This is a genomic window from Rhizobium sp. NZLR1, from assembly GCF_017357385.1.
Classification (GTDB): Bacteria; Pseudomonadota; Alphaproteobacteria; order Rhizobiales; family Rhizobiaceae; genus Rhizobium.
Genome location: NZ_CP071632.1, coordinates 1698484 through 1719890 on the forward strand (window position 1 = coordinate 1698484; position 21407 = coordinate 1719890).

Consider the following 21407-nt stretch of genomic DNA (forward strand, 5'->3'; position numbering starts at 1 on the left):
TCACAATTGATGATGTGGAACGAAAAGCATCCCGTCAAGGTTGTCGATATTCTGGCAATTCAGGACCGGGCAGCGGGGATTGTCTTTCGAGGGGATATGCGTCCATTCCGCATAATCGGTCGCATCGCAATAATTGCTGTTGCGGACATAACGATCGTAAAGCGGCAAGCCACGGGGAGACTGATAGCGGAAGATCACCGCGCCCTGATTGTGGATGGCGGCGCGCACGCTGGCGCAGCTCATGGCAAGCGGATTGTAGCGCGAGATCGCCAGCGCCGGCGATGCGGCGAGCACGAGCATGAGGGCAAGAGCGATTTTTTTCATCGAATCATCCTCAGGAAGTAACCAATTCATATATACGGAAAAGACACGCAGCCCGTTTCGCGGAAACGCAAAAAAAACTGCGGGCCGCGCTGGAGGGCTTTCGGGAGTGGAGAAACGACCATGGACCACGACGACTATACGGATGATTATCTCGCCGGAATCCTGCATTCCGTAAAGACCATCGCGCTGACCGGCGCTTCGCCCAATCCGGCGCGGCCGAGCAACGGCGTCATGGGTTATCTGCTGTCGCGCGGCTACGAGGTCATTCCCGTCAATCCGGGGCAGGCGGGCAAACAGATCCAGGGCCGCACCGTTTATGCCCGGCTCGCCGACGTGCCCGTGCCGATCGACATGGTCGACGTGTTTCGCGCCGCCGAATATCTGGATGGGGTGGTCGAGGAGGCGCTGGCGCTGAGACCGCTGCCGCAGATCATCTGGGCCCAGCTTGGCGTCCGTGACGATGGGGCTGCCGCAAAGGCGGAGGCCGCCGGCATCAAGGTGGTGATGAACCGCTGCCCGGCGATCGAGTATCCCCGTCTCATTGCCTGAGTTGAGGTGCGATGAGACGGATTTTCCACCAAACGCCCAAGGGTTGAAACGGATCGCGATTAACTTTCGTAGACGACAGGCTATGATCCCGCCCGTCAGCAACAACTGGAGGACGACATGGCCAAGAACGATCCGGGATTCAATACGTTGGCGATCCATGCCGGCGCCCAGCCCGACCCGGCGACCGGCGCGCGTGTCACGCCGATCTACCAGACCACCGCCTTCGTCTTCAATGATTCCGATCATGCCGCGGCTCTCTTCGGCCTGCAGGCCTTTGGCAACATCTACACCCGCATCATGAACCCGACGCAGGCCGTGCTCGAGGAGCGCGTCGCAGCGCTCGAGGGCGGCACGGCGGCGCTTGCCGTCGCCTCCGGCCATGCCGCGCAAATGATCGTCTTCCACACCATCATGCGCCCAGGCGAGAATTTCATCGCGGCCAACAGGCTCTACGGCGGCTCCATCAATCAGTTCGGCCATGCCTTCGAGAATTTCGGCTGGCAGGTGCGCTGGGCCGATCCCGCCGATCCCGCGAGCTTCGAAAGCCAGATCGACGACAAGACGCGCGGCATCTTCATCGAAAGCCTGGCCAATCCCGGCGGCACCTTCGTCGATATCGCCGCCATTGCCGATGTCGCGCATCGCAACGGCCTGCCGCTGATCGTCGACAATACGATGGCGACACCCTATTTCATCCGCCCGATCGAGCACGGCGCCGATATCGTCGTGCATTCGCTGACGAAGTTTCTCGGCGGCCACGGCAATTCCATGGGCGGCCTCATCGTCGATGGAGGCACCTTCGACTGGTCGAAATCCGGCAATTACCCGATGCTGTCGAGCCCGCGGCCGGAATATAACGGCATGGTCCTGCACGCAACCTTCGGCAATTTCGCCTTTGCGATCGCTGCCCGCGTGCTCGGCCTGCGCGATCTCGGCCCGGCGATCTCGCCCTTCAACGCTTTCCTGATCCTGACCGGCATCGAGACACTGCCGCTCCGGATGCAACGCCACAGCGACAATGCGATCGCCGTCGCCAAATGGCTGAAGGCGCACAGCAAGATCGCCTGGGTGAATTATGCCGGCCTCGACGACGATCCGAACCATGCCCTGCAGCAGCGCTATTCCCCAAAGGGCGCAGGCTCCGTCTTCACTTTCGGCGTCGAAGGCGGCGTTACGGGTGGCTATGAGGCGGGCAAGACGCTGGTCGAGGGGCTGGAGCTCTTCTCCCACCTCGCCAATATCGGCGACACCCGCTCGCTCGTCATCCACCCGGCCTCGACGACACATCGGCAGTTGACCGAGGAACAGAAGACCGCCGCCGGCGCCGGCGCCGACGTGGTACGCCTTTCCGTCGGCATCGAGGACGTCAAGGACATCATCGCCGACCTCGAACAGGCGCTCTCGAAGATCTGAGTGGCCATGGCAAATTTCATCACCCTCGGCATTGACGGCGTCGAACCCGAGTTCGGCGCCCCGGAGCCCGGTCGGATCATCTCAGGCGATCCGCATTTCCGCACCTGGAACCTGGAGGAGGCCGAAGGCGGGCTCTATTCCGGCATCTGGGAGGCGACGCCGGGCAAGTGGCGGATCGTTTATGAGGAATGGGAATATTTCAGCCTGCTGTCCGGCTATTCGATCGTCACGGAGGAGGGCGGTGAGCCGGTTCATCTGAAGACGGGCGACCGGATGATCTTGCGACCCGGCTTCAAGGGAACGTGGGAAGTCGTTGAAACGACTCGCAAGGATTATGTGATCAAGGTTTAAGCAGCGCCAGCAAACCGGCGCTGACGATGGCGGGCCTGTCCCGATTTGCGGCGATGACGGCCCGTCTTTCTGCGGATGGCTGCGCTTCTTTGCCGGATAGAACGCTTTTAACCAATCCCGTTAATCGGGTCTACATCGTCAAAATGCTATATCTTATCTGCAGCGCATAGCGGACATGATGTCTCCTGCCGTCCCCACAGACATGGCCTTGCAATTAATCTTTCCGGAATATGCATGTCGTCGAATCTTGCAGGTAGGCACGTTCGCACCCAGACCTCTTCCATCATTGCGACAACGGTCTGTTTCCTTGTCGTCGCCCTCATCCTGACCGGCCTGATGGCACATGTCGTCGTCAAGATGACCCGGTCGGCGAATGAGATCGACGATGCGCGGGCCACGCGCGCCGCCCGCGCGGCGATCGGAGCCTTTGTGGCTCGTCTGAGCGGGACGACGACGGACAATGCCATATGGGACGATGCCTATAGTGCGGCCTCCTCTCCTGCCGCCGCCGACTGGGCCTATGAAAATTGGGGAAAGACCAGCGAGGATTACGCGCTCTATGACGGCGCGATCGTAATCGGCCCTGACCGGTCGTCGATCGTCTCCGCATATGCCAAGGGCAAGCCCTTCGAGCCGAGCGCCTTTTTCGGCGAAGGCTTTTATCGGCAGATCAACGCAGCCGCCGATCCCGAGCGGGCGCCGATGGTCAACTTCATCAAGACCGAAAGCGGTATCGCCCTGCTCGCATCGCAGGCGATCCAGCCCTTCGAAGCCTCCGGAGAGCTTCCGAAGCTCAGCACGCTGAGCTTTTACAAGGAATTTACCCCCGAGGTTCTCGACGCGCTCTCGAACGAACATGAACTCGAAGGCTTGCACCTTGAAACGAAGCCCAGGCCGGAATTTCTGAATACGCCGATCACCGACATGAAAGGGGCCGTCATCGGCTACCTCGTATGGCCGAGCAAAGCGCCTGGAAGCACTGTGTTTCATCGGGTAACGCCCTATGTCGCTGCCGCCGTCGCCATTCTTGCGCTGTTCCTGATCGGCGTTCTGATGGTCGGGACGTCCGAGGCACGGCGCCTGCGCCAGCTGGCGGAGGCAGCGCTTTTCGAAGCCGGCCATGACAGCCTGAGCGGCCTGTTGAACAGACATGGACTTCTCAGCCTGCTGGAAGAGTTGGACAATTCGGGCTCTTCGCCACCCCGGCTCTATCTGGTCGATCTCGATGGCTTCAAGGCGGTCAACGATGCCTGGGGGCATGCGGTCGGCGATGATTTGATCCGACTGGTTTCGAACGCGCTGATGGCCTGCCACCCCGAGGTCGTCGCCGCGGCTAGGCTGGGGGGCGACGAATTTGCGCTGGTGCATGTTGGATCTGCCACGTGCGAAGATATGGAAAAGACCATTCTCGCGCTGTTTGCCGAGCCCTTCAAAATCGGCGGACGAACGATCGAAGTTGGAGCAAGCATCGGAGCTGCCGCGCGCGACGGAGGCATCGAGCCTCTGGAGCTTCTCCGCAGAGCGGACATGGCCCTCTATCGCGCCAAGGCAAGTGGCAGAGGCCAGGCGATCGAATTCGACCCCGAACTGGACGAGGAACGCCAACGGGTCGCCGAACTGGAAGGTCTGTTGAAGCACGCCATCAGCACTGGTGCGATCGAGGCCGTTTTCCAGCCTCTCGTTTCCGCCACAACAGGCGCTGTCACTGGTCTTGAAGCGCTGGCGCGCTGGCGAACGTCAACCGGAAACATCAGCCCGGAGATTTTCATCCCTCTCGCCGAGAGGTGCGGCCTCATCGATGCGCTTGGCGTTCACATGCTGAGGACATCAATCGAGCATGCCAAGAGCTGGCCCGATCTGGCACTGTCGGTGAACGTCTCGCCAATCCAACTCTGCAATCCCGAATTTGCCGCGGAGGTAATCTCGGTCCTGCGCGAGCTCGATTTCGATCCGAAGCGCCTGACCTTGGAGATCACCGAAGGCGTTCTGATGACAAATCCGGATCAGGCCCGGCGGTCGATAGACCAGCTGAAGCGCGTCGGGATAAAGTTCGCGCTGGATGACTTTGGCTGCGGCTACGCCAGCATCGGCGCATTGCGGCAGTTCGGGTTCGATCGCATGAAGATCGATCGCTCGCTTGTGTCCGCTCTCGATGAAGGCGCCAACGGCGCCGATGTCCTTCGGGCGACCATTTCGCTGGCGACCGCTCTGAAGATTCCCGTGACCGCCGAAGGTATCGAGAACAGCCGCCAGGCGGCGATCTTGCGAGAGGCTGGCTGCGATCAGCTTCAAGGCTATCTGATGGGAAGACCTATGTCGGCGCACGACATATCCGGCAGGCTGCAGGAAGACTCGGCCGCATGACGCGCGATCGATGGGTCGCCCGCCTGAGGGCGAGTTCACCATCGTCATCGTCACCCACAACATGCAGCAGGCAAGCCGCATCTCCGACAATACCGCCTTCATGTATCTTGGCGAGCTGATCGAATACGGCCCGACCGCTGAGATTTTCCAGTCGCCGAAGGTCAAGCGCACCGAAGACTACATCACCGGCCGTTACGGCTGATCTGCGAGGCTATGGATCACCACCACAAATCCAGCCGGTCCAGCCCGTGGAAATGGTAGACGTCCTTGACTTCAGGCGTCTTCGCCAGCTTGAGACCGGCAAGCCTTGCGAACAGGATCGGGAGCACGACGTTGAGCTCCAGCCGCGCCAGCGGCGCGCCGATGCAGAAATGGATGCCGGCGCCGAAGGAGAGGTTCGCCGCCTCGTTGCGGTCGGGCCGGAAGGCCAGCGGATCGGTGAACTTCGCCGGGTCGAGATTGGCGGCGGCGAGGATGAGGCTGACCTTGTCGCCGCGCTGGAAGGAGACGCCGTCGATTTCCGCAGGCTCCAGGGCCCAGCGCTGGAAGATGTGGACCGGCGCGCAGGTGCGCAGGGTTTCCTCGACGGTGCGCTCGGTCGTCGCCTCGTCGCGGAAGATTTCCGCCGGATCTGAGCCGCTCTCGAGGATGATGCGCACCGAATTGCCGATCTGGTGCACAGTCGCCTCGTGCCCGGCATTGAGCAGCACGATCGTCGTCGAGACCAGCTCCTCCTCGGTCAGATACTGACCCTTGTGCTCGGTATGGATCATGTGGGTGAGCAGGTCGTCGCGTGGCTCGGCGCGGCGCTCTGCGATCACCGTCCGGACATAGTCGGAAAATTCCTTCGCCGCCCGTTCGGCCTCGTCTTCTTGCTCGCGCGTGCGGCCGAACATGTACATGCGGACGTAGGCGTGCGACCAGGCAAGCAGCTGCGGCCCCATTTCCTCGGGAATGCCGATCATCCGGGCGATCATCGTCACCGGTATGATGTCGGCAAAGGCAGAGAGCAGCTCGACCTCACCCTTTTCCGCGAAGCCGTCGATCAGCCGGTTGGCCAACTCGGTAAGCTCTGGTTTCATCTTCTCGACATGGCGGGAGACGAAGGCGCGGTTGACCAGCGTGCGCAGCCGTGTGTGCTCCGGCGGTTCGAGTTCGAGCAGGGAATAGCGTTCCGAGAGATCGAAACTGGCAAGATGCGGCATCGGCTCGGCAAGCCCGAGCTCCTCGCGGCTGGCGATATGCAGGATCTGCCGGCCGAAGCGGCGATCGCGCAGCAAACCGTTCACATGGTCGTAGCCGGTGAAGAACCACTGCTTCTGCTCGCTCCAGTAGAACGTCGGACAATGCGCATGAAGTGCGGCATAGACGGCATTCGGATTGCTGTAGAAGGCCGGGTTGCGGGCGTCCAGCGATACATGGCGGCGGGCCGGATCGATCGAGAGAAAGGGCGGTATCATCATGCCCGAAGGCTTAGCGGATTTGCTCGGCCTCGGAAAGGTGCGGGGTGAGGGCGAGCCGCCCGGAAGCGATGCGCGCCCGGCCGGGCGCGTCAATCACTTTAAAATCTAAGTCTAACCCCGAGGATTGATTCCGGTTTTCACCGTTACCGCTAGCCGGCCCGCGACAGCGTGCCCATGCGCCGCAGGGCCTCGATCTGGTCGTCGACCGTCGGCACGAGTTCGCCGGCGGTGTTGCTCGGCGCGGCCGGCGCCGGCGCTGCTGCCTCGGCTTCTCCGAAGGTGACGGTGCAGTTGCGGCCTGCGCCCTTTGCCGCGTAGAGCGCCCGGTCGGCGGCCGAGATCAGCTTGTCGATATTGGCTTCGACCGAGGAAGCAAGCGCGATGCCGATGCTGACGGTGACGGGAACGATTGCTTCGCCGGTGCTGACGGGAAGACGGCAGAATTCGGTGCGGATCGCTTCGGCGATCGCTTCGGCCTCGGTCTGGTCGGTGACCGCGGCGAAGGCTGCGAATTCTTCGCCGCCCATACGGCCGAAGATGTGGTTCGGAATATACTGGCGGGCCATTCGCGCGAATTCGGTCAGCACGGCATCGCCGGACTGGTGGCCGAAACGGTCGTTGACGCGCTTGAAATGGTCGAGATCGAAGAGTATCACTGCGACCTGGCGCTGGTCGTCATGAGCTTTTTCCTGGATGGCGTTGAAATAACCGAGCAGGCCGCGGCGGTTGAGCACGCCCGTCAGCGAATCGGTCAGGGTGAGGGCGCGCAGGTGCCGTTCGGAGCGCTCCATGATCAGCCGGCAGGTGAACGCGAAGGCGATGGTCAGCAGGAAGGCGCTTGCCATGGCGGAGGCGCCGCCGAGATTGGTCGCCTCGACATCGCTCGGCAGCGTTAGCGCCATCGTCACCGCCGAGCCGAAGCACAGGCAGCCCTGGATGACGAACACACCCATCAGCTTGACGCGGGTACGCTCGCGGCGCATGTCGCCGGCGGCGACCGCAAGGGCAAGCGCCGTCGCACCCGTCGCCGAAGCGAGATTATAGAGCACCACCCGGTTTGAATAGTCGCTGTTGACCCAGGGCAGAAAGACCCCGGCGAGCCAGATCGCCGGCGGCAGCAGCGCCCACCATTCGATCCGTTTGCGGTCCAGCGCCAGAAAACCCGCCACCCAGGCGCTCTGGCCGAGCAGCGCAATGGCATTGCCGATCTCTATGGACAACAGGCTGGGCACTTGGCCGCGCAGCGCGATCATCGCAAAGCCGATGCCGGTCAGCAGAAAGCCGATGCCCCAATAGAGGTAGGCCTCGTTTCTGACATTGTGGCGCCAGGCGACGAACAGCACCAAAGCGAGCGTCATCGCCTCCGAACACCAGATGGCGAGACCTGTAGCAATATTGAACACGGCAGCAACCCCTTGCCCGTCGGCCTTATCTGTCGGCCGCTATTTGTTGGCCTTTATCCTTGCCGATGAAGCTCGCCACTTCCTTAATGCTGTTGCGCCGCAGCACGCTTTTGCGCTGATATCTGCCGGTAGGCTTTCTGTCGGGTAAACGCTTATAAGCGCTCTCGAATGAAGTAAGCATTCCTTCATCCTGTCGTGGAGAAAAGCCGGGGGCGATGATGCCAGGGCCTCGCCGTTAACAGGCGTTTGGGGGAAAGAGGCTACCAGCTAAAGCCGCCTTGCCCCGCCATCTTAACGTTATCCTCATGCGTGTCTTGAAGAGGAGGGCAGTGACACTCTATGTAGGGATAGACATTTTCTTTGATTCCCGGCGCCGGCCGGCGAGACGTTGACAAAGGACGCACATGAGAAACCCAGTCGATACCGCAATGGCCCTCGTGCCGATGGTCGTGGAACAGACCAACCGCGGTGAACGCTCCTACGACATCTATTCCCGCCTGTTGAAGGAACGCATCATCTTCCTGACGGGTGCCGTCGAAGACCATATGGCGACGCTCGTCTGCGCCCAGCTTCTCTTCCTCGAGGCCGAAAACCCGAAGAAGGAAATCGCCCTCTACATCAATTCGCCCGGCGGCGTCGTCACCGCCGGCATGGCGATCTACGACACGATGCAGTTCATCAAGCCCGCGGTTTCGACGCTCTGCATCGGCCAGGCCGCATCCATGGGCTCGCTGCTGCTGGCTGCCGGCCACAAAGATATGCGCTTCGCCACGCCGAATTCCCGCATCATGGTGCATCAGCCCTCGGGCGGCTTCCAGGGACAGGCTTCGGACATCGAGCGCCACGCCCGCGACATCCTCAAGATGAAGCGCCGCCTGAACGAGGTCTATGTCAAGCACACCGGCCGCACCTACGAGGAAGTTGAAAAGACGCTCGATCGTGACCATTTCATGGATGCCGACGAGGCCCAGACTTGGGGCGTGATCGACAAGGTTCTGACCTCGCGCATCGAAATGGAAGGCGAACAGGCCTAGTAATTAATAGGGATGGTGTTTTCGTCGCCACAGTTCTATCCCATTTGTGATTGAACAAGGGCTTTCAACAGGCGACGAAGACGCTAATAGTAACTATTAATGCTATGTTGAATTTTTATGACATAGCATTCGGCATTCGAAGGGGATTCGTTGCCGCCGGGACCCGGACATGATTTGTTGGGCCTGGTTCGTAGCCCCTGAAGCCCTTCTCGGCAAAGGCTCCGGAAACGGAGTGCCGCCAGGAGCTGATAGAGTGGACCGCGATTTCGCCTTGAAATGCGGCGTGCTGGAAGGAAAGTGAAATGAGCAAGGTCAGCGGCAGCAACGGCGGCGACTCCAAGAACACACTCTATTGTTCGTTCTGCGGAAAGAGCCAGCACGAAGTCCGGAAACTGATTGCCGGACCGACCGTCTTCATCTGCGATGAATGCGTCGAATTGTGCATGGACATCATCCGCGAGGAGAACAAGTCCTCGATGGTCAAGTCCCGCGACGGCGTTCCGACGCCCCAGGACATCATCAAGGTCCTCGACGAATATGTCATCGGCCAGCGGCAGGCGAAGAAAATCCTGTCGGTCGCCGTTCACAACCATTACAAGCGCCTGGCGCACGCCTCGAAGAACGGCGAAGTCGAGCTGGCGAAATCGAACATCATGCTCGTCGGCCCGACCGGCTGCGGCAAGACCTATCTTGCCCAGACGCTCGCCCGCATCATCGACGTTCCCTTCACCATGGCCGATGCGACGACGCTGACCGAGGCCGGCTATGTCGGTGAGGATGTCGAAAACATCATCCTGAAGCTGCTGCAATCGGCCGACTACAATGTCGAGCGTGCGCAGCGGGGCATCGTCTACATCGACGAAGTCGACAAAATTTCGCGCAAGTCCGACAACCCGTCGATCACACGCGACGTCTCGGGTGAGGGCGTGCAGCAGGCGCTGCTGAAGATCATGGAAGGCACGGTCGCTTCCGTTCCGCCGCAGGGCGGCCGCAAGCACCCGCAGCAGGAATTCCTGCAGGTCGACACGACCAACATCCTGTTCATCTGCGGCGGCGCCTTCGCCGGCCTCGATAAGATCATCTCCGCCCGCGGCGAGAAGACCTCGATTGGCTTCGGCGCTACCGTCAAGGCCCAGGACGATCGCCGCGTCGGCGAAGTCCTGCGCGAACTGGAGCCGGAAGACTTGGTCAAGTTCGGCCTCATCCCCGAGTTCATCGGGCGTTTGCCGGTTCTGGCGACCCTCGAAGACCTCGATGAAGATGCGCTGATCCAGATCCTGTCCGAGCCGAAGAACGCGCTGATCAAGCAATATCAGCGCCTGTTCGAGATGGAAGACGTGGAACTGACCTTCCACGAGGATGCTCTGCGCGAAACAGCCCGCAAGGCGATCGTCCGCAAGACCGGCGCCCGCGGCCTTCGCTCGATCATGGAGAAGATCCTGCTCGACACGATGTTCGAACTGCCGACGCTCGAAGGCGTGCGCGAGGTCGTCATCTCCGAGGAAGTGGTTCGCGGTTCGGCCCGTCCGCTATACATCTATGCCGATCGTCAGGAAGAAAAGGCCAACGCTTCGGCGTAACCTTTGCGCTTTCGCACGATTATTTTGGGGGCTTGCCATCGGCGGGCCCCTTTCTATTTGAAAAACCATCCGAGGCACTGTTAGTATTTTGCCGGTGGGAACCGGAATTGCCTTTGCCGATGTTGCGCAAGGGAGAGTGCTTGGCAATGATGCCGTGATTCCGTAAGCCTATTGCTGGCGTTTGTATTTTAGCCGGGTCGGAAGTGGTAAGCGCCGGTCCAGCCACGCGCTTCATAGTGTTGGCGTTCCGTTGTAATGAAGCTGTCACATCCGGGGAACGCGGGCGTTAGCGTGGCTTGAAAAGCGTAGTCAGAACCTCCACTTGTAGAGCCAAGTGAGAGTGCCGGCCGGTCCCAAGCGGCCGCGCAGAGAGCCCGGTAACGGGACGATGGAAAGGACTTAAAATGACGAAGAAAACGTCTGTAGCGAGCAGTACTGCCTACCCTGTTCTGCCCCTGCGCGACATCGTGGTTTTCCCGCATATGATCGTGCCGCTGTTCGTCGGACGGGAAAAGTCGATCCGTGCGCTCGAAGAGGTCATGGGTTCCGATAAGCAGATCATGCTTGTGACGCAGATCAACGCCAGCGACGACGATCCGGATCCCTCCGCGATCCACAAGGTCGGCACCGTGGCGAACGTGTTGCAGCTGTTGAAGCTGCCCGACGGCACCGTCAAGGTTCTGGTCGAAGGCCGCGCCCGCGCGGAGATCGACACATATACCGGCCGCGAGGATTTCTATGAGGCGCTCGGCCATGTGCTCGAGGAGCCGCACGACGATCCGGTCGAACTGGAAGCCTTGTCGCGTTCGGTCGTCTCCGAATTCGAGAGCTATGTGAAGCTCAACAAGAAGATTTCGCCCGAAGTGGTCGGCGCCGCCAGCCAGATCGACGACTATTCCAAGCTCGCCGATACGGTCGCCTCGCATCTGTCGATCAAGATCACCGAGAAACAGGAGATGCTGGAAACCACCAGCGTCAAGGCTCGCCTCGAAAAGGCCCTCGGCTTCATGGAAGGCGAGATTTCGGTCCTGCAGGTCGAAAAGCGCATCCGTTCGCGTGTCAAGCGCCAGATGGAGAAGACCCAGCGCGAATACTACCTGAACGAACAGATGAAGGCGATCCAGAAGGAACTCGGCGACGGCGAGGAAGGCCGCGACGAGATGAGCGAGCTGGAAGAGCGTATCTCCAAGACCAAGCTGTCCAAGGAGGCCCGTGAAAAGGCCGATGCGGAGCTGAAGAAGCTGCGCCAGATGAGCCCGATGTCGGCCGAAGCCACCGTCGTGCGCAATTATCTGGACTGGCTGCTCGGCATTCCGTGGGGCAAGAAGTCGAAGATCAAGGCCGATCTCAACAATGCCGAGAAGATCCTCGAAGCCGATCACTTCGGTCTCGACAAGGTCAAGGAGCGCATTGTCGAATATCTGGCCGTGCAGGCTCGCGCCACCAAGATCAAGGGCCCGATTCTCTGCCTCGTTGGCCCTCCGGGTGTCGGCAAGACCTCGCTCGCCCAGTCGATCGCCAAGGCGACCGGCCGTGAGTATGTCCGCATGGCGCTTGGCGGCGTTCGCGACGAAGCCGAAATCCGCGGTCACCGCCGCACCTATATCGGCTCGATGCCCGGCAAGGTCATCCAGTCGATGAAGAAGGCGAAGAAGTCCAACCCGCTCTTCCTGCTCGACGAGATCGACAAGCTCGGCCAGGACTATCGCGGCGATCCGTCTTCGGCCCTGCTCGAGGTACTCGATCCGGCACAGAACTCGACCTTCATGGACCATTATCTTGAGGTCGAATACGACCTGTCGGATGTGATGTTCATTACGACGGCGAATACGCTGAACATCCCGGCGCCGCTGATGGACCGCATGGAGATCATCCGTATCGCCGGCTACACCGAAGATGAAAAGCGCGAGATCGCCAAGCGGCATCTGCTGCCGAAGGCCATCAAGGAACATGCGTTGCAGCCGGAAGAATTCTCGGTCAACGACGACGCCCTGATGTCCATCAGCCAGCACTACACCCGTGAAGCCGGCGTCCGCAACTTCGAGCGCGAACTGATGAAGCTTGCCCGCAAGGCGGTCACCGAGATCATCAAGGGCAAGACGAAGTCCGTGCATGTGACGGCTGCCAACATCTCCGACTATCTGGGCGTCCCGCGCTTCCGCCACGGCGAAGCCGAGGGCGAGGATCAGGTCGGCGTTGTCACAGGTCTTGCCTGGACGGAGGTCGGCGGCGAGTTGCTGACCATCGAAGGCGTGATGATGCCGGGCAAGGGCCGCATGACGGTCACCGGCAATCTGAAGGAAGTCATGAAGGAATCGATCTCGGCGGCGGCCTCCTATGTCCGCTCGCGCGCTGTCGATTTCGGCATCGAGCCACCGCGCTTCGACAAGAGCGACATCCACGTGCACGTGCCGGAAGGCGCGACGCCGAAGGATGGCCCCTCGGCCGGCGTCGCCATGGCGACCGCGATCGTCTCGATCATGACCGGTATCCCGGTGAACAGGCACGTGGCCATGACCGGTGAGATCACCCTTCGCGGTCGTATTCTGCCGATCGGCGGTCTCAAGGAAAAGCTGCTCGCAGCCCTTCGCGGCGGCATCAAGAAGGTGCTGATTCCGGAGGAGAACGCCAAGGATCTGGCGGAGATTCCGGATAACGTGAAGAACAGCATGGAGATCATCCCGGTATCCCGCATGGGCGAGGTGATCAAGCATGCGCTGATCCGGCGGCCGGAGCCGATCGAATGGGACGGCACGGTGGAAACGCCGGTCATCGCATCGGTCGAAGGCCTCGACGAGACGGGCGCAACCATAGCGCATTGAGTGGCCTCGGCCACATTTATGCCCCATTGGCTGAAAACTCGGAAAAAGGCTGGCGAAAACGCCAGCCTTTTTTGTGAAAACGTCATGTAGACGCTTGCTTTTCCTTGATTTGCAGGGCTTTTGGGTTCCCGGCGGGCCTGATGATACCTATTCGGCGCCTAGCTTATATTGAGTCGTTTCGTACCATTTAGAAAGGGGTGGAAACATGAACAAGAATGAACTCGTGTCCGCAGTCGCCGAAAAGGCAGGACTGACGAAGTCTGACGCGGCTTCCGCTGTTGACGCGGTTTTCGACGTTGTCCAGGGTGAACTCAAGAACAAGGGCGACATCCGCCTTGCAGGGTTCGGCAGCTTCACCGTTTCTCATCGTGCCGCATCGAAGGGCCGCAACCCGTCGACGGGCGCTGAGGTAGACATTCCGGCTCGCAACGTGCCGAAGTTCACGCCCGGCAAGGGCCTGAAGGACGCCGTCAACGGCTGATCTGAGATTATCCGCCAGCCGTAAACGAGACCGGCTGTGCAGGATTTGGAAAGGGGTTCGGCTTTGCCGGACCCCTTTTGCTTTGCTGGGCCCTTGCTTTCGTGGCTTGCCGCCATGCGGGCTTTGATCTACGACATTTCTGTTCTCAGGGCGAGGTGAAACTCCCCACCGGCGGTATGGGTTTCGGCCCGAGCCCGCGAGCGCCGCCTTCCGCGCCAATGCGGGGGGAGGGTCAGCAGATCCGGTGCGATTCCGGAGCCGACGGTTAAAGTCCGGATGGAAGAGAATGAGTGTCGGCCGTGCGAAGGGCGGGGTGTCCTGCGTCGCCTGTTCGTGGCTCATGCGTCCTGATTTATGTTGGTCCCTGGTTTTGGATGAAAGACATGAGTCAGAATTCTCTTGCGGTCGAGCCGTCCCGCGCCATTGTCGGTGCACTCTGGATGGTCCTTGCCGGCATCGCCTTTTCGCTTCTTAACGTCGTCACCCAATGGCTGACGATGAAGCTTGCCTTTCCCTCGGCCTCGGCCGCCTTCTGGCAATATGGCTTCGCCTTCCTGTTTTCGCTGCCGTTCCTGCGCAGGCTCGGCCTGGCGGCGATGCGCACGCACTATCCCTGGCGTCACCTGGCGCGCGTCGTGCTTGCCGCGCTCGGGGTCGAGGCCTGGGTCGCCGGCCTTGCCGCGGTGCCGATCTGGCAGGCGATCGCGCTGGTGATGACCTCGCCGTTCTTCATCATTCTCGGCGCCCGGCTCTTCCTGGGTGAGCGCGTCGGTCCGGCCCGCTGGGCGGCGACCGCAGCCGGTTTCACCGGCGCGATGATCGTCCTGCAGCCATGGTCGGACGGCTTTGGCTGGGCAGCACTCTTGCCGGTGCTCTCGGCGCTGCTGTGGGGCGCCTCGTCGCTGATCACCAAGAGCCTGACGGGCATCGAACGACCGGAGACGATCACCGTCTGGCTGCTCGTTCTGCTGACGCCGATAAACGGAGGGCTGGCGCTTGCGGCAGGCTTTGCAGTGCCGACGGGTACAACACTTGCCTTGTTCCTGCTGGCGGGGCTGCTGACCGCCGCAGCGCAGTATTTCCTGACGCTTGCCTATTCCGCAGCGGATGCCGCCTACATTCAACCTTTCGACGATCTGAAGCTGCCGCTGAATGTGCTGGCCGGCTGGCTGTTCTTCGGTTATGCGCCGGCCGGCTACCTCTGGCTAGGCGCAGTGCTCATCCTTTCCGCCTCACTCTTCATCATGCGAAACGAGATGCGCAAAGAGCGGAAACCCGCCTGAGGTACCCTAACCTTCTCCCCCGGAAAACGGGGAAAAGGGGAGGTGCCATGCTAGATGTGGGCAGGGAACCGAGTGGTTGCGGCACATCCCCTTCGTCTCGTTTACGAGGGACGGGCCGAAACCCATGGCTCGACCCCGGCCGGTGGCGGCAGCCGGATGAGGGCCTGACTCGACTTGCCGCAGCCCTGACAAAATAGCGACGCTCCAGCCCTACCAGCGCTGATGCACATGCGGCGCGATCAGCCGCGTGTAGATCTCGCGTGTTGCCGCCATGACACCGGCCGTAAGGGGCGCCAGATCGGCTGCGGCCGCATTGGCTTTAGCTTGTTCGGCATTGCGGGCGCCGGGGATGACGACGGTGACGGCTTCAGCCATCAGGATCCAGCGCAGCGCAAAGGCCGCCATGGTGGCGCCCTGAGGCACCAGCTTGCGCACCTCTTCCACCGCTTGCAGGCCGACCTCGAAGGGCACGCCGGCAAAAGTCTCGCCGACATCGAAGGCTTCGCCGTTGCGGTTGAAATTGCGATGGTCGTCGCTGGCAAAGTGGGTGTCCCGGGTGATCTTGCCGGAGAGAAGGCCGCTGGCCAGCGGCACGCGGGCAATGATCGCCACGTTCCTGCGGCGCGCTTCCTGGAAGAACAGGTGGTCGGGACGCTGGCGGAAGATATTGTAGATGATCTGGATGCTGACGACGCCAGGATATTCGATCGCCTTCAGCCCGTCTTCGACCTTTTCGACGCTGACGCCGTAACCTTTGATCTTGCCGGCCGCCTGCAGCGCGTTCAGGTTCTCGAAGACCTCAGGCTGGTAAAACACCTCGCGCGGCGGGCAGTGCAGCTGCACGAGGTCGAGGCTGTCGACGGCAAGATTCTCACGGCTGCGGTCGATGAAGCCTTCGAGGTTCGCTTTGGTATAACCTTCGGCGACATGCGGGTTGAGCCGGCGGCCGGCCTTGGTGGCGACCATCGGGCGCTGGCCGCCGCGCGCCTTCAGCACGTCGGCGATGATTTTTTCCGAGCGGCCGTCGCCATAGACGTCAGCCGTATCGATGAAGGTCATGCCGGCATCGAGTGCGGCGTTAAGCGCCGCGCGTCCATCCACCTCGCTGATATCGCCCCAGGAGCCGCCGATCTGCCAAGCGCCGAAGCCGACATCGGTGACGGTGAAAGGCATGCGGCCGAAAGCATGGTGTTTCATGAAAAATCCTCCAGGTGATGAAAGATATTGGCCTATCAGGCGGACAACTATGCGGCAATTGTCGATCCGGCCTTGATTGGTTGCCTCGATGAAATATCGTTCCGCGACAAGGCTTCAACCGCAATGAATGGAAAAGGAAAGATCATGGAGATCAAACCTGTCGGCTCTCGCCCTTCGATGAAGCCGCCGGCCGATTATTTCACCGGCGCCGTTCGCCAGGATCCGTTGATGGAGACGCCCGAACCGGCCCGGATGCGGGCAACCTCGGTCACCTTCGAACCCGGCGCCCGCACCGCTTGGCATACGCATCCGCTCGGCCAGACGCTGATCGTGACCTCTGGCAGGGGCCTCGTCCAGAGCTGGGGCGGTGAGATAAGCGAGATCCGCGCCGGCGACACGGTATGGTTTTCGCCGGGCGAAAAACATTGGCACGGTGCCGCCGCGGACACGGCGATGACGCACATCGCCATTCACGAGGCGCTGGACGGCAAGCATGTCGACTGGTTGGAGCAGGTCACCGACGCGCAATATTCCGGCATGAGCTAAATCACAGCCGCTTCAGGCAATAGGAAAAATGCGCGTGTGATTCGACCGTCAGGAACTCGAATTGCCAGCGGTAATCCTTGCAGAATTTGGTGACCGCCTCGACGACGCCATAGACGATCGGCTTGACGGTATTGCCGGTGCAGAAATCATGCCCGGCAATCCGCCCCGTCCGCTTCACCTTCTTGTCGCAAAGCAGCAGTTCCTGCCAGGTGAGCTCGAAGGAATGGTCGGTATCGATATAGGCCCAGTCGAGGAAATCGTCTTCGAACTCGGCGAGCTTGTCGAGCGATTTGCCCTGCATCAGATGCAGCCTGCCGGCCTCGATCTCGGCAGAAAACGTCGTGTGGATTGCGTCGAGGCCGGAGCTGTAGCGATCCATCGACCAGGGATCGACGAGGTAGAGCTGCGCCGGGCGATTCTTTTCCATGATCTCCGCCGTATATTCGCCGAAGGCCGCTCCCACTTCGACGCCGATGCCGCCGTTCGGGATTCGGTAGAGCAACTCGCCACGATCCGGCAGCAGACGGGCGTTTTCCATATGATGGGCGCTGAGCGGAGTGCGCGGCGTGCTCGCCCGGAGCGCCTGCCTGTCTTCACGTGTCTTCATCTCTGATCTCTGGATTACGGGCGTCTGACGGCCCTGATGTGGTTTGCGGCGAACGTAGGAGCAGCCGACGCCGATGACAACCACATGACGGGAATTTGCTTCTTTCGAACAAATCGCTAAGTTTCACATGTGGACTGACGAGAGCTCGGGAGGAGCGATTTCATGAGACGCATGTGGCCTGAAGAGTTCAACGCCATCGTTAACGGGGCCGAGGAGGTGATGTTAGAATCACCGGCCGAGGCCGGCGAAGCACCGCGGCACCGCAAGGCGCTGAAGGCACGCATCAGCATGGAGGATTACGAACGGATCTGGCCGTTTGCCGAGATGCGCTTCCGGCTTGGTGAGGAAGCCCTAGAAGGCAAGGCCATCACGCTGATCACCACCAACCCGCATTACCACACCTGGCACCCGAAGGACGGCGGCAGCGTCGAATCCGTGTCGGACAGCGGCCGCCATTTCAAGACGGATTATATCATTGTGCACTTCCTGCTCGACGACGTGAAGGAAACATCCCCCGCCTGAGAGGTCTCATCCCGGCACAGGCCGCTAAAGCGCATCGCGTCGAACTGATTCACGCGGCGCTTTAGCTCTTCGTTTTGATGCATGTCGTTATCCCGGAACCGCTGCTGACGCGGAATTGATTCCGACGCTGATGACAACGGCGGCGATATCGCTAAGTTTGGCGAATATGTTCCCACAAAATTGGAGGTTCCCGTGACGGCGAACGTGTTGGATATTCCTGTGAAAACAGTGGATGGTCGTGAAACCGCGCTCAACGAATACAAGGGTCGCGTGCTCCTGGTCGTCAATGTCGCCTCGAAATGCGGGCTGGCGGTTCAATATGAGGGGCTCGAAAAGCTCTATGGCGAAAAGCGCGAACGCGGCTTCGTCATCGCCGCTTTCCCCGCCAACGACTTCAAGGGTCAGGAGCCCGGCACCGATGCCGAGATCCTCGATTTCTGCACCAGTACCTACGACGTCACCTTCCCGATCTTCTCGAAGATCTCGGTCAAGGGCGAAGCCCAGCATCCGCTCTACCGGCAACTGACGAAGTCTGGCGTGAAGACGACAGGCGAGGGCCCGATGCGTGAACGGCTGAAATCCCACGGCATGTCAGGTGGCGACGAGGATGACATTCTTTGGAACTTCGAAAAATTCCTGATCGGCCGCGACGGCAAAGTCGCCGCCCGCTTCGCGCCGGATGTGACGGCGGATGATTCGCGGCTGGTTTCGGCGGTGGATAAAGAACTGGCGAAGGGGTGAATGGTGGGCGATGAGCCTCGACTGTCACGATTCTAGAACGCCACTTCGGAATCCCGAAATTCCCCGCTTCGGGATTCCGAAATCCGCGGCGCTTCGCGAGGTGCCGACAGAAAAAAACATGCAATGATTTCAATCCCGCAACCAATTTCGGGATTCCGAAGTGCTATATAGAGTCTGGTGGGGAGTTCAGAGCAAAGGCGTTCGACCACGATCAGAGACTCTGTCGCAGTCAAAGAGCATGGATCCCCTCGGGCTACCAAGCGCGTCTGGACCGCGATGATTCGCAAAGAGGCTGAGAGCAGGATCTTCAGATCCCAAGCACGGTCACAAGCGGGGGCGTAAAGTCCTTGAAGCCCACTCTCGGCCAGTCGCACCTTCTGTCGAATCGCGTCTTCGGTTCGTGGCGCTCGCATGCCGGATTCGTCTTGAATGCGTATCCGGGCAGGCTGACGTATCTGGCGCTTGGCGTGCTAAGGGCGATTGCGATGCACAACGTCAATGCGGAGCAGAGAGTCCTCATGGCACACCTCTAGGCGTCGTAAGCCTTCAAGCGCGGAGATTTTCCGGGCGACGAATTCTCCCACTTTTGCCGGCCCCCATCCATTCGCCCAATAGGAGGTGGCTGCAGCGGCCGGGAGTAGTCCGTTTTGGTGGAGCGTTGGCTTTAGACGGCGCGCCGCATCTGGCCCTGCTGGGCGCTTCCACTGGATCAGTGGCCGATTAGAATTCCAAATAGGTGACAAAGCCATGCGGGCGTCTGCCTTCGAAGCCTCAACATCACACCAGCTATTTGAAACTTTAGGGGAAGAATAAATGGTGGGCGATGAGAGACTCGAACTCCCGACATCCTCGGTGTAAACGAGGCGCTCTACCAACTGAGCTAATCGCCCATCGCAAACGAAGCCGGATCGGCCTGCCGCGTTGGTGGCCGTGATCTATGCGGATCGCGGCAAAACCGCAAGAGTGTTTGTGAAGATTTTTTGATTTTTTTGACAGCGATCCTGTCCCTTGCGGGGCAGGTGGGCGCGGCAAGGCTGTGGATAAAGGGGAGGGGGCATGTCGGCTTCGACTGTGCCGGCGGCTTCGATCCGGCCTCGGTGCTGCAGCGGGAAACGGAATTGACGGCTTTTCCTTCATTCCGCGCGGCCTTGCCAAAACAATTCAACGGCTGTCATGGTTTTGTCTCCAAACCTGCTTGACACTAAATGGCGAACCCCGTAGTTAGCCGCTCATCGAAACGGGCAGCCGTTTTGGTAAGGGTGCGAAGGCATCCGGACTGCTTGAAATGAATTGCGGGTGTAGCTCAGTTGGTTAGAGTGCCGGCCTGTCACGCCGGAGGTCGCGGGTTCGAGCCCCGTCACTCGCGCCATTTCAAGTCTTGTAAAAACGCAAAGCGATTTGTCGTTTGTCCGGTTTTCTTCATCCTCGCGGCCGCAAATGGCCGATTAATGCGCGGGTGTAGCTCAGTCGGTTAGAGTGCCGGCCTGTCACGCCGGAGGTCGCGGGTTCGAGCCCCGTCACTCGCGCCATTTTCTTCACCAAGCCATGCAGTTTCCAGTGGTCAGACATGCAGCTTCACACGGCTTGGGCGGATTTGTCGCGACATCGTTGCATCTGCTTGATAATGTCCGCGCGCCACGCGTCGAATTGCCTCTGTAAATCTCTTGCGCCGGGGCTTCGGCTGCGCTAACCACGGCTTGTTGCAACGCACGTTCGCTTGCCGGGCATTTGCCCAAATGTGCCGTCTGGCGCCTCCGGCAAGCAGGGATGAACATGATGACTGAACTGCTCAGTTCCTATATTCCGATCGCTATCTTCATCGCTATCGCGCTTGTTATCGGCCTGGCGCTGCTTATTGCGCCGTTCGCCGTGGCTTTCAAAGCGCCTGATTCGGAAAAGCTCTCGGCTTACGAATGCGGCTTCAACGCGTTCGACGATGCCCGTATGAAATTCGACATTCGCTTCTACCTCGTGTCGATCCTCTTCATCATCTTCGATCTTGAAGTCGCTTTCCTCTTCCCCTGGGCCGTTTCCTTCGGCGCCATCGGCTGGTTCGGCTTCTGGTCCATGATGGTCTTTCTCTTCGTGCTGACCATCGGCTTTATCTATGAATGGAAGAAGGGAGCCCTGGAATGGGAGTAGCCCCTGTGAGCAATCAGCCGCTCGTTGCCCAGCAGCCGAAAGGGATCATCGATCCCTCGACCGGCAAGCCGATCGGCAGCAACGACGCATTTTTCGGCGAGATCAACAATGAGCTTGCCGATAAGGGTTTCCTCGTCACCTCGACCGACGAGCTGATCAACTGGGCCCGTACCGGCTCGCTGATGTGGATGACCTTCGGCCTTGCCTGCTGCGCCGTCGAAATGATGCAGCTGTCGATGCCGCGTTATGACGTCGAGCGCTTCGGTTTTGCGCCGCGCGCTTCGCCACGCCAGTCCGACGTGATGATCGTTGCCGGCACGCTGACCAACAAGATGGCGCCGGCGCTGCGCAAAGTTTACGACCAGATGCCCGAGCCGCGCTACGTCATCTCGATGGGCTCCTGCGCCAATGGCGGCGGTTATTATCACTATTCCTACTCGGTGGTGCGCGGCTGCGACCGCATCGTGCCGATCGACATCTACGTGCCGGGCTGTCCCCCCACGGCAGAGGCGCTGCTTTACGGCGTGCTTCTGCTGCAGAAGAAGATCCGGCGCACCGGCACGATCGAACGCTAAGGGTTAAGGA

At 60.4% G+C, this 21407-nt stretch carries 22 protein-coding genes, 3 tRNA genes, 1 pseudogene and 1 riboswitch; of the genes and pseudogenes, 18 read left to right on the forward strand and 8 right to left on the reverse strand.

All coding sequences use genetic code 11. From position 1 onward, the window contains the following. Window positions 1-324 (reverse strand): hypothetical protein, encoded by a 324-nt coding sequence (locus J3O30_RS08475; RefSeq protein WP_207583772.1) that lies wholly within the window; start codon window positions 322-324, stop codon window positions 1-3. A gap of 120 nt (window positions 325-444) precedes the next feature. Here J3O30_RS08475 and J3O30_RS08480 point away from each other — a divergent pair, with 120 nt between their 5' ends. The 5 genes and pseudogenes from J3O30_RS08480 to J3O30_RS08500 form a co-directional block, all read left to right on the forward strand. Further along, window positions 445-873 (forward strand): CoA-binding protein, encoded by a 429-nt coding sequence (locus tag J3O30_RS08480; RefSeq protein ID WP_207583773.1) that lies wholly within the window; start codon window positions 445-447, stop codon window positions 871-873. A 117-nt stretch (window positions 874-990) separates the two neighbouring features. Beyond that, complete coding sequence (locus J3O30_RS08485; protein ID WP_207583774.1) at window positions 991-2286, forward strand: O-acetylhomoserine aminocarboxypropyltransferase; 1296 nt, start codon at window positions 991-993, stop codon at window positions 2284-2286. A gap of 6 nt (window positions 2287-2292) precedes the next feature. Beyond that, on the forward strand, window positions 2293-2637 hold the full coding sequence (locus tag J3O30_RS08490; RefSeq protein WP_207584288.1) for a cupin domain-containing protein: 345 nt from the start codon (window positions 2293-2295) through the stop codon (window positions 2635-2637). A 234-nt stretch (window positions 2638-2871) separates the two neighbouring features. Further along, window positions 2872-5001, forward strand: coding sequence for an EAL domain-containing protein (locus J3O30_RS08495; RefSeq protein ID WP_207583775.1), 2130 nt, complete (start codon window positions 2872-2874; stop codon window positions 4999-5001). Between the two features lie 31 nt (window positions 5002-5032). Continuing rightward, a pseudogene (locus J3O30_RS08500) lies at window positions 5033-5203 on the forward strand (phosphate ABC transporter ATP-binding protein); the annotation flags it as partial. A gap of 16 nt (window positions 5204-5219) precedes the next feature. Here J3O30_RS08500 and J3O30_RS08505 read toward each other — a convergent pair. From J3O30_RS08505 to J3O30_RS08515, 3 genes are all read right to left on the reverse strand, one after another. Then, window positions 5220-6464 carry a cytochrome P450 gene (locus tag J3O30_RS08505; protein ID WP_207583776.1) on the reverse strand — a complete coding sequence of 415 codons (1245 nt, stop codon included), beginning with the start codon at window positions 6462-6464 and terminating at the stop codon, window positions 5220-5222. Between the two features lie 149 nt (window positions 6465-6613). Then, the gene (locus tag J3O30_RS08510) at window positions 6614-7867 is read right to left on the reverse strand and encodes a GGDEF domain-containing protein (RefSeq protein ID WP_207583777.1); all 1254 of its coding nucleotides are present in this window, start codon (window positions 7865-7867) and stop codon (window positions 6614-6616) included. Between the two features lie 25 nt (window positions 7868-7892). Continuing rightward, window positions 7893-8048, reverse strand: coding sequence for a hypothetical protein (locus J3O30_RS08515; RefSeq protein ID WP_207583778.1), 156 nt, complete (start codon window positions 8046-8048; stop codon window positions 7893-7895). Between the two features lie 223 nt (window positions 8049-8271). On the opposite strand from J3O30_RS08515, the gene clpP reads away from it, so the two are divergent. From clpP to J3O30_RS08540, 5 genes are all read left to right on the forward strand, one after another. Further along, on the forward strand, window positions 8272-8901 hold the full coding sequence (gene clpP, locus J3O30_RS08520; protein WP_007626207.1) for an ATP-dependent Clp endopeptidase proteolytic subunit ClpP: 630 nt from the start codon (window positions 8272-8274) through the stop codon (window positions 8899-8901). A 302-nt stretch (window positions 8902-9203) separates the two neighbouring features. Further along, entirely contained in the window at window positions 9204-10481 is a 1278-nt protein-coding gene (gene clpX, locus J3O30_RS08525) for an ATP-dependent Clp protease ATP-binding subunit ClpX (RefSeq protein ID WP_007626206.1), read from the forward strand. A gap of 404 nt (window positions 10482-10885) precedes the next feature. Then, window positions 10886-13303 (forward strand): endopeptidase La, encoded by a 2418-nt coding sequence (lon, locus tag J3O30_RS08530; RefSeq protein ID WP_207583779.1) that lies wholly within the window; start codon window positions 10886-10888, stop codon window positions 13301-13303. 205 nt (window positions 13304-13508) lie between these two features. Next, a complete protein-coding gene (gene hupB, locus J3O30_RS08535; protein WP_003573937.1) occupies window positions 13509-13784 on the forward strand; it encodes a DNA-binding protein HupB in 276 nt (91 codons plus the stop codon). A 137-nt stretch (window positions 13785-13921) separates the two neighbouring features. Then, window positions 13922-14076: riboswitch (FMN riboswitch) on the forward strand. A gap of 91 nt (window positions 14077-14167) precedes the next feature. Beyond that, on the forward strand, window positions 14168-15067 hold the full coding sequence (locus J3O30_RS08540) for a DMT family transporter (protein WP_207583780.1): 900 nt from the start codon (window positions 14168-14170) through the stop codon (window positions 15065-15067). Window positions 15068-15277: 210 nt separating this feature from the next. Here J3O30_RS08540 and J3O30_RS08545 read toward each other — a convergent pair whose 3' ends face one another. Further along, on the reverse strand, window positions 15278-16264 hold the full coding sequence (locus tag J3O30_RS08545; protein WP_207583781.1) for an aldo/keto reductase: 987 nt from the start codon (window positions 16262-16264) through the stop codon (window positions 15278-15280). Between the two features lie 123 nt (window positions 16265-16387). On the opposite strand from J3O30_RS08545, the gene J3O30_RS08550 reads away from it, so the two are divergent. Continuing rightward, window positions 16388-16810, forward strand: a complete 423-nt coding sequence (locus J3O30_RS08550) for a cupin domain-containing protein (protein ID WP_207584289.1) — start codon at window positions 16388-16390, stop codon at window positions 16808-16810. Window position 16811: 1 nt separating this feature from the next. Here J3O30_RS08550 and J3O30_RS08555 read toward each other — a convergent pair whose 3' ends face one another. Beyond that, the gene (locus tag J3O30_RS08555) at window positions 16812-17417 is read right to left on the reverse strand and encodes a class I SAM-dependent methyltransferase (protein WP_207583782.1); all 606 of its coding nucleotides are present in this window, start codon (window positions 17415-17417) and stop codon (window positions 16812-16814) included. Between the two features lie 162 nt (window positions 17418-17579). On the opposite strand from J3O30_RS08555, the gene J3O30_RS08560 reads away from it, so the two are divergent. Next, on the forward strand, window positions 17580-17939 hold the full coding sequence (locus J3O30_RS08560) for a hypothetical protein (protein ID WP_207583783.1): 360 nt from the start codon (window positions 17580-17582) through the stop codon (window positions 17937-17939). 192 nt (window positions 17940-18131) lie between these two features. Continuing rightward, a complete protein-coding gene (locus J3O30_RS08565) occupies window positions 18132-18680 on the forward strand; it encodes a glutathione peroxidase (RefSeq protein WP_207583784.1) in 549 nt (182 codons plus the stop codon). 307 nt (window positions 18681-18987) lie between these two features. Here J3O30_RS08565 and J3O30_RS33715 read toward each other — a convergent pair whose 3' ends face one another. Next, window positions 18988-19200, reverse strand: a complete 213-nt coding sequence (locus J3O30_RS33715; protein WP_311043797.1) for a hypothetical protein — start codon at window positions 19198-19200, stop codon at window positions 18988-18990. A gap of 294 nt (window positions 19201-19494) precedes the next feature. Further along, window positions 19495-19570: transfer RNA gene (locus tag J3O30_RS08570), tRNA-Val, on the reverse strand. 90 nt (window positions 19571-19660) lie between these two features. Between J3O30_RS08570 and J3O30_RS08575 the strand changes: the two genes are divergently transcribed. The 5 genes from J3O30_RS08575 (at window position 19661) to J3O30_RS08595 (ending at window position 21397) form a co-directional block, all read left to right on the forward strand. Continuing rightward, complete coding sequence (locus J3O30_RS08575) at window positions 19661-19879, forward strand: hypothetical protein (RefSeq protein ID WP_207583785.1); 219 nt, start codon at window positions 19661-19663, stop codon at window positions 19877-19879. Between the two features lie 93 nt (window positions 19880-19972). Next, window positions 19973-20049 (forward strand) — tRNA-Asp (locus tag J3O30_RS08580). An 83-nt stretch (window positions 20050-20132) separates the two neighbouring features. After that, window positions 20133-20209 (forward strand) — tRNA-Asp (locus J3O30_RS08585). 247 nt (window positions 20210-20456) lie between these two features. Further along, the gene (locus J3O30_RS08590) at window positions 20457-20822 is read left to right on the forward strand and encodes an NADH-quinone oxidoreductase subunit A (RefSeq protein WP_007626195.1); all 366 of its coding nucleotides are present in this window, start codon (window positions 20457-20459) and stop codon (window positions 20820-20822) included. Further along, the gene (locus tag J3O30_RS08595) at window positions 20813-21397 is read left to right on the forward strand and encodes an NADH-quinone oxidoreductase subunit B (RefSeq protein ID WP_003578567.1); all 585 of its coding nucleotides are present in this window, start codon (window positions 20813-20815) and stop codon (window positions 21395-21397) included. The genes J3O30_RS08590 and J3O30_RS08595 overlap by 10 nt, the downstream gene beginning before the upstream one ends. The last annotated feature ends 10 nt before the right edge of the window (window positions 21398-21407 follow it).

What these genes read in the sequence shown, in the direction of transcription:
- J3O30_RS08475 (WP_207583772.1), bottom strand. Translation starts at nt 324, where the DNA reads ATGAAAAAAATCGCTCTTGCCCTCATGCTCGTGCTCGCCGCATCGCCG.
- J3O30_RS08480 (WP_207583773.1), top strand. Translation starts at nt 445, where the DNA reads ATGGACCACGACGACTATACGGATGATTATCTCGCCGGAATCCTGCAT.
- J3O30_RS08485 (WP_207583774.1), top strand. Translation starts at nt 991, where the DNA reads ATGGCCAAGAACGATCCGGGATTCAATACGTTGGCGATCCATGCCGGC.
- J3O30_RS08490 (WP_207584288.1), top strand. Translation starts at nt 2,293, where the DNA reads ATGGCAAATTTCATCACCCTCGGCATTGACGGCGTCGAACCCGAGTTC.
- J3O30_RS08495 (WP_207583775.1), top strand. Translation starts at nt 2,872, where the DNA reads ATGTCGTCGAATCTTGCAGGTAGGCACGTTCGCACCCAGACCTCTTCC.
- J3O30_RS08505 (WP_207583776.1), bottom strand. Translation starts at nt 6,464, where the DNA reads ATGATGATACCGCCCTTTCTCTCGATCGATCCGGCCCGCCGCCATGTA.
- J3O30_RS08515 (WP_207583778.1), bottom strand. Translation starts at nt 8,048, where the DNA reads ATGCTTACTTCATTCGAGAGCGCTTATAAGCGTTTACCCGACAGAAAG.
- clpP (WP_007626207.1), top strand. Translation starts at nt 8,272, where the DNA reads ATGAGAAACCCAGTCGATACCGCAATGGCCCTCGTGCCGATGGTCGTG.
- clpX (WP_007626206.1), top strand. Translation starts at nt 9,204, where the DNA reads ATGAGCAAGGTCAGCGGCAGCAACGGCGGCGACTCCAAGAACACACTC.
- lon (WP_207583779.1), top strand. Translation starts at nt 10,886, where the DNA reads ATGACGAAGAAAACGTCTGTAGCGAGCAGTACTGCCTACCCTGTTCTG.
- hupB (WP_003573937.1), top strand. Translation starts at nt 13,509, where the DNA reads ATGAACAAGAATGAACTCGTGTCCGCAGTCGCCGAAAAGGCAGGACTG.
- J3O30_RS08540 (WP_207583780.1), top strand. Translation starts at nt 14,168, where the DNA reads ATGAGTCAGAATTCTCTTGCGGTCGAGCCGTCCCGCGCCATTGTCGGT.
- J3O30_RS08545 (WP_207583781.1), bottom strand. Translation starts at nt 16,264, where the DNA reads ATGAAACACCATGCTTTCGGCCGCATGCCTTTCACCGTCACCGATGTC.
- J3O30_RS08550 (WP_207584289.1), top strand. Translation starts at nt 16,388, where the DNA reads ATGAATGGAAAAGGAAAGATCATGGAGATCAAACCTGTCGGCTCTCGC.
- J3O30_RS08555 (WP_207583782.1), bottom strand. Translation starts at nt 17,417, where the DNA reads ATGAAGACACGTGAAGACAGGCAGGCGCTCCGGGCGAGCACGCCGCGC.
- J3O30_RS08560 (WP_207583783.1), top strand. Translation starts at nt 17,580, where the DNA reads ATGAGACGCATGTGGCCTGAAGAGTTCAACGCCATCGTTAACGGGGCC.
- J3O30_RS33715 (WP_311043797.1), bottom strand. Translation starts at nt 19,200, where the DNA reads ATGAGGACTCTCTGCTCCGCATTGACGTTGTGCATCGCAATCGCCCTT.
- J3O30_RS08590 (WP_007626195.1), top strand. Translation starts at nt 20,457, where the DNA reads ATGACTGAACTGCTCAGTTCCTATATTCCGATCGCTATCTTCATCGCT.
- J3O30_RS08595 (WP_003578567.1), top strand. Translation starts at nt 20,813, where the DNA reads ATGGGAGTAGCCCCTGTGAGCAATCAGCCGCTCGTTGCCCAGCAGCCG.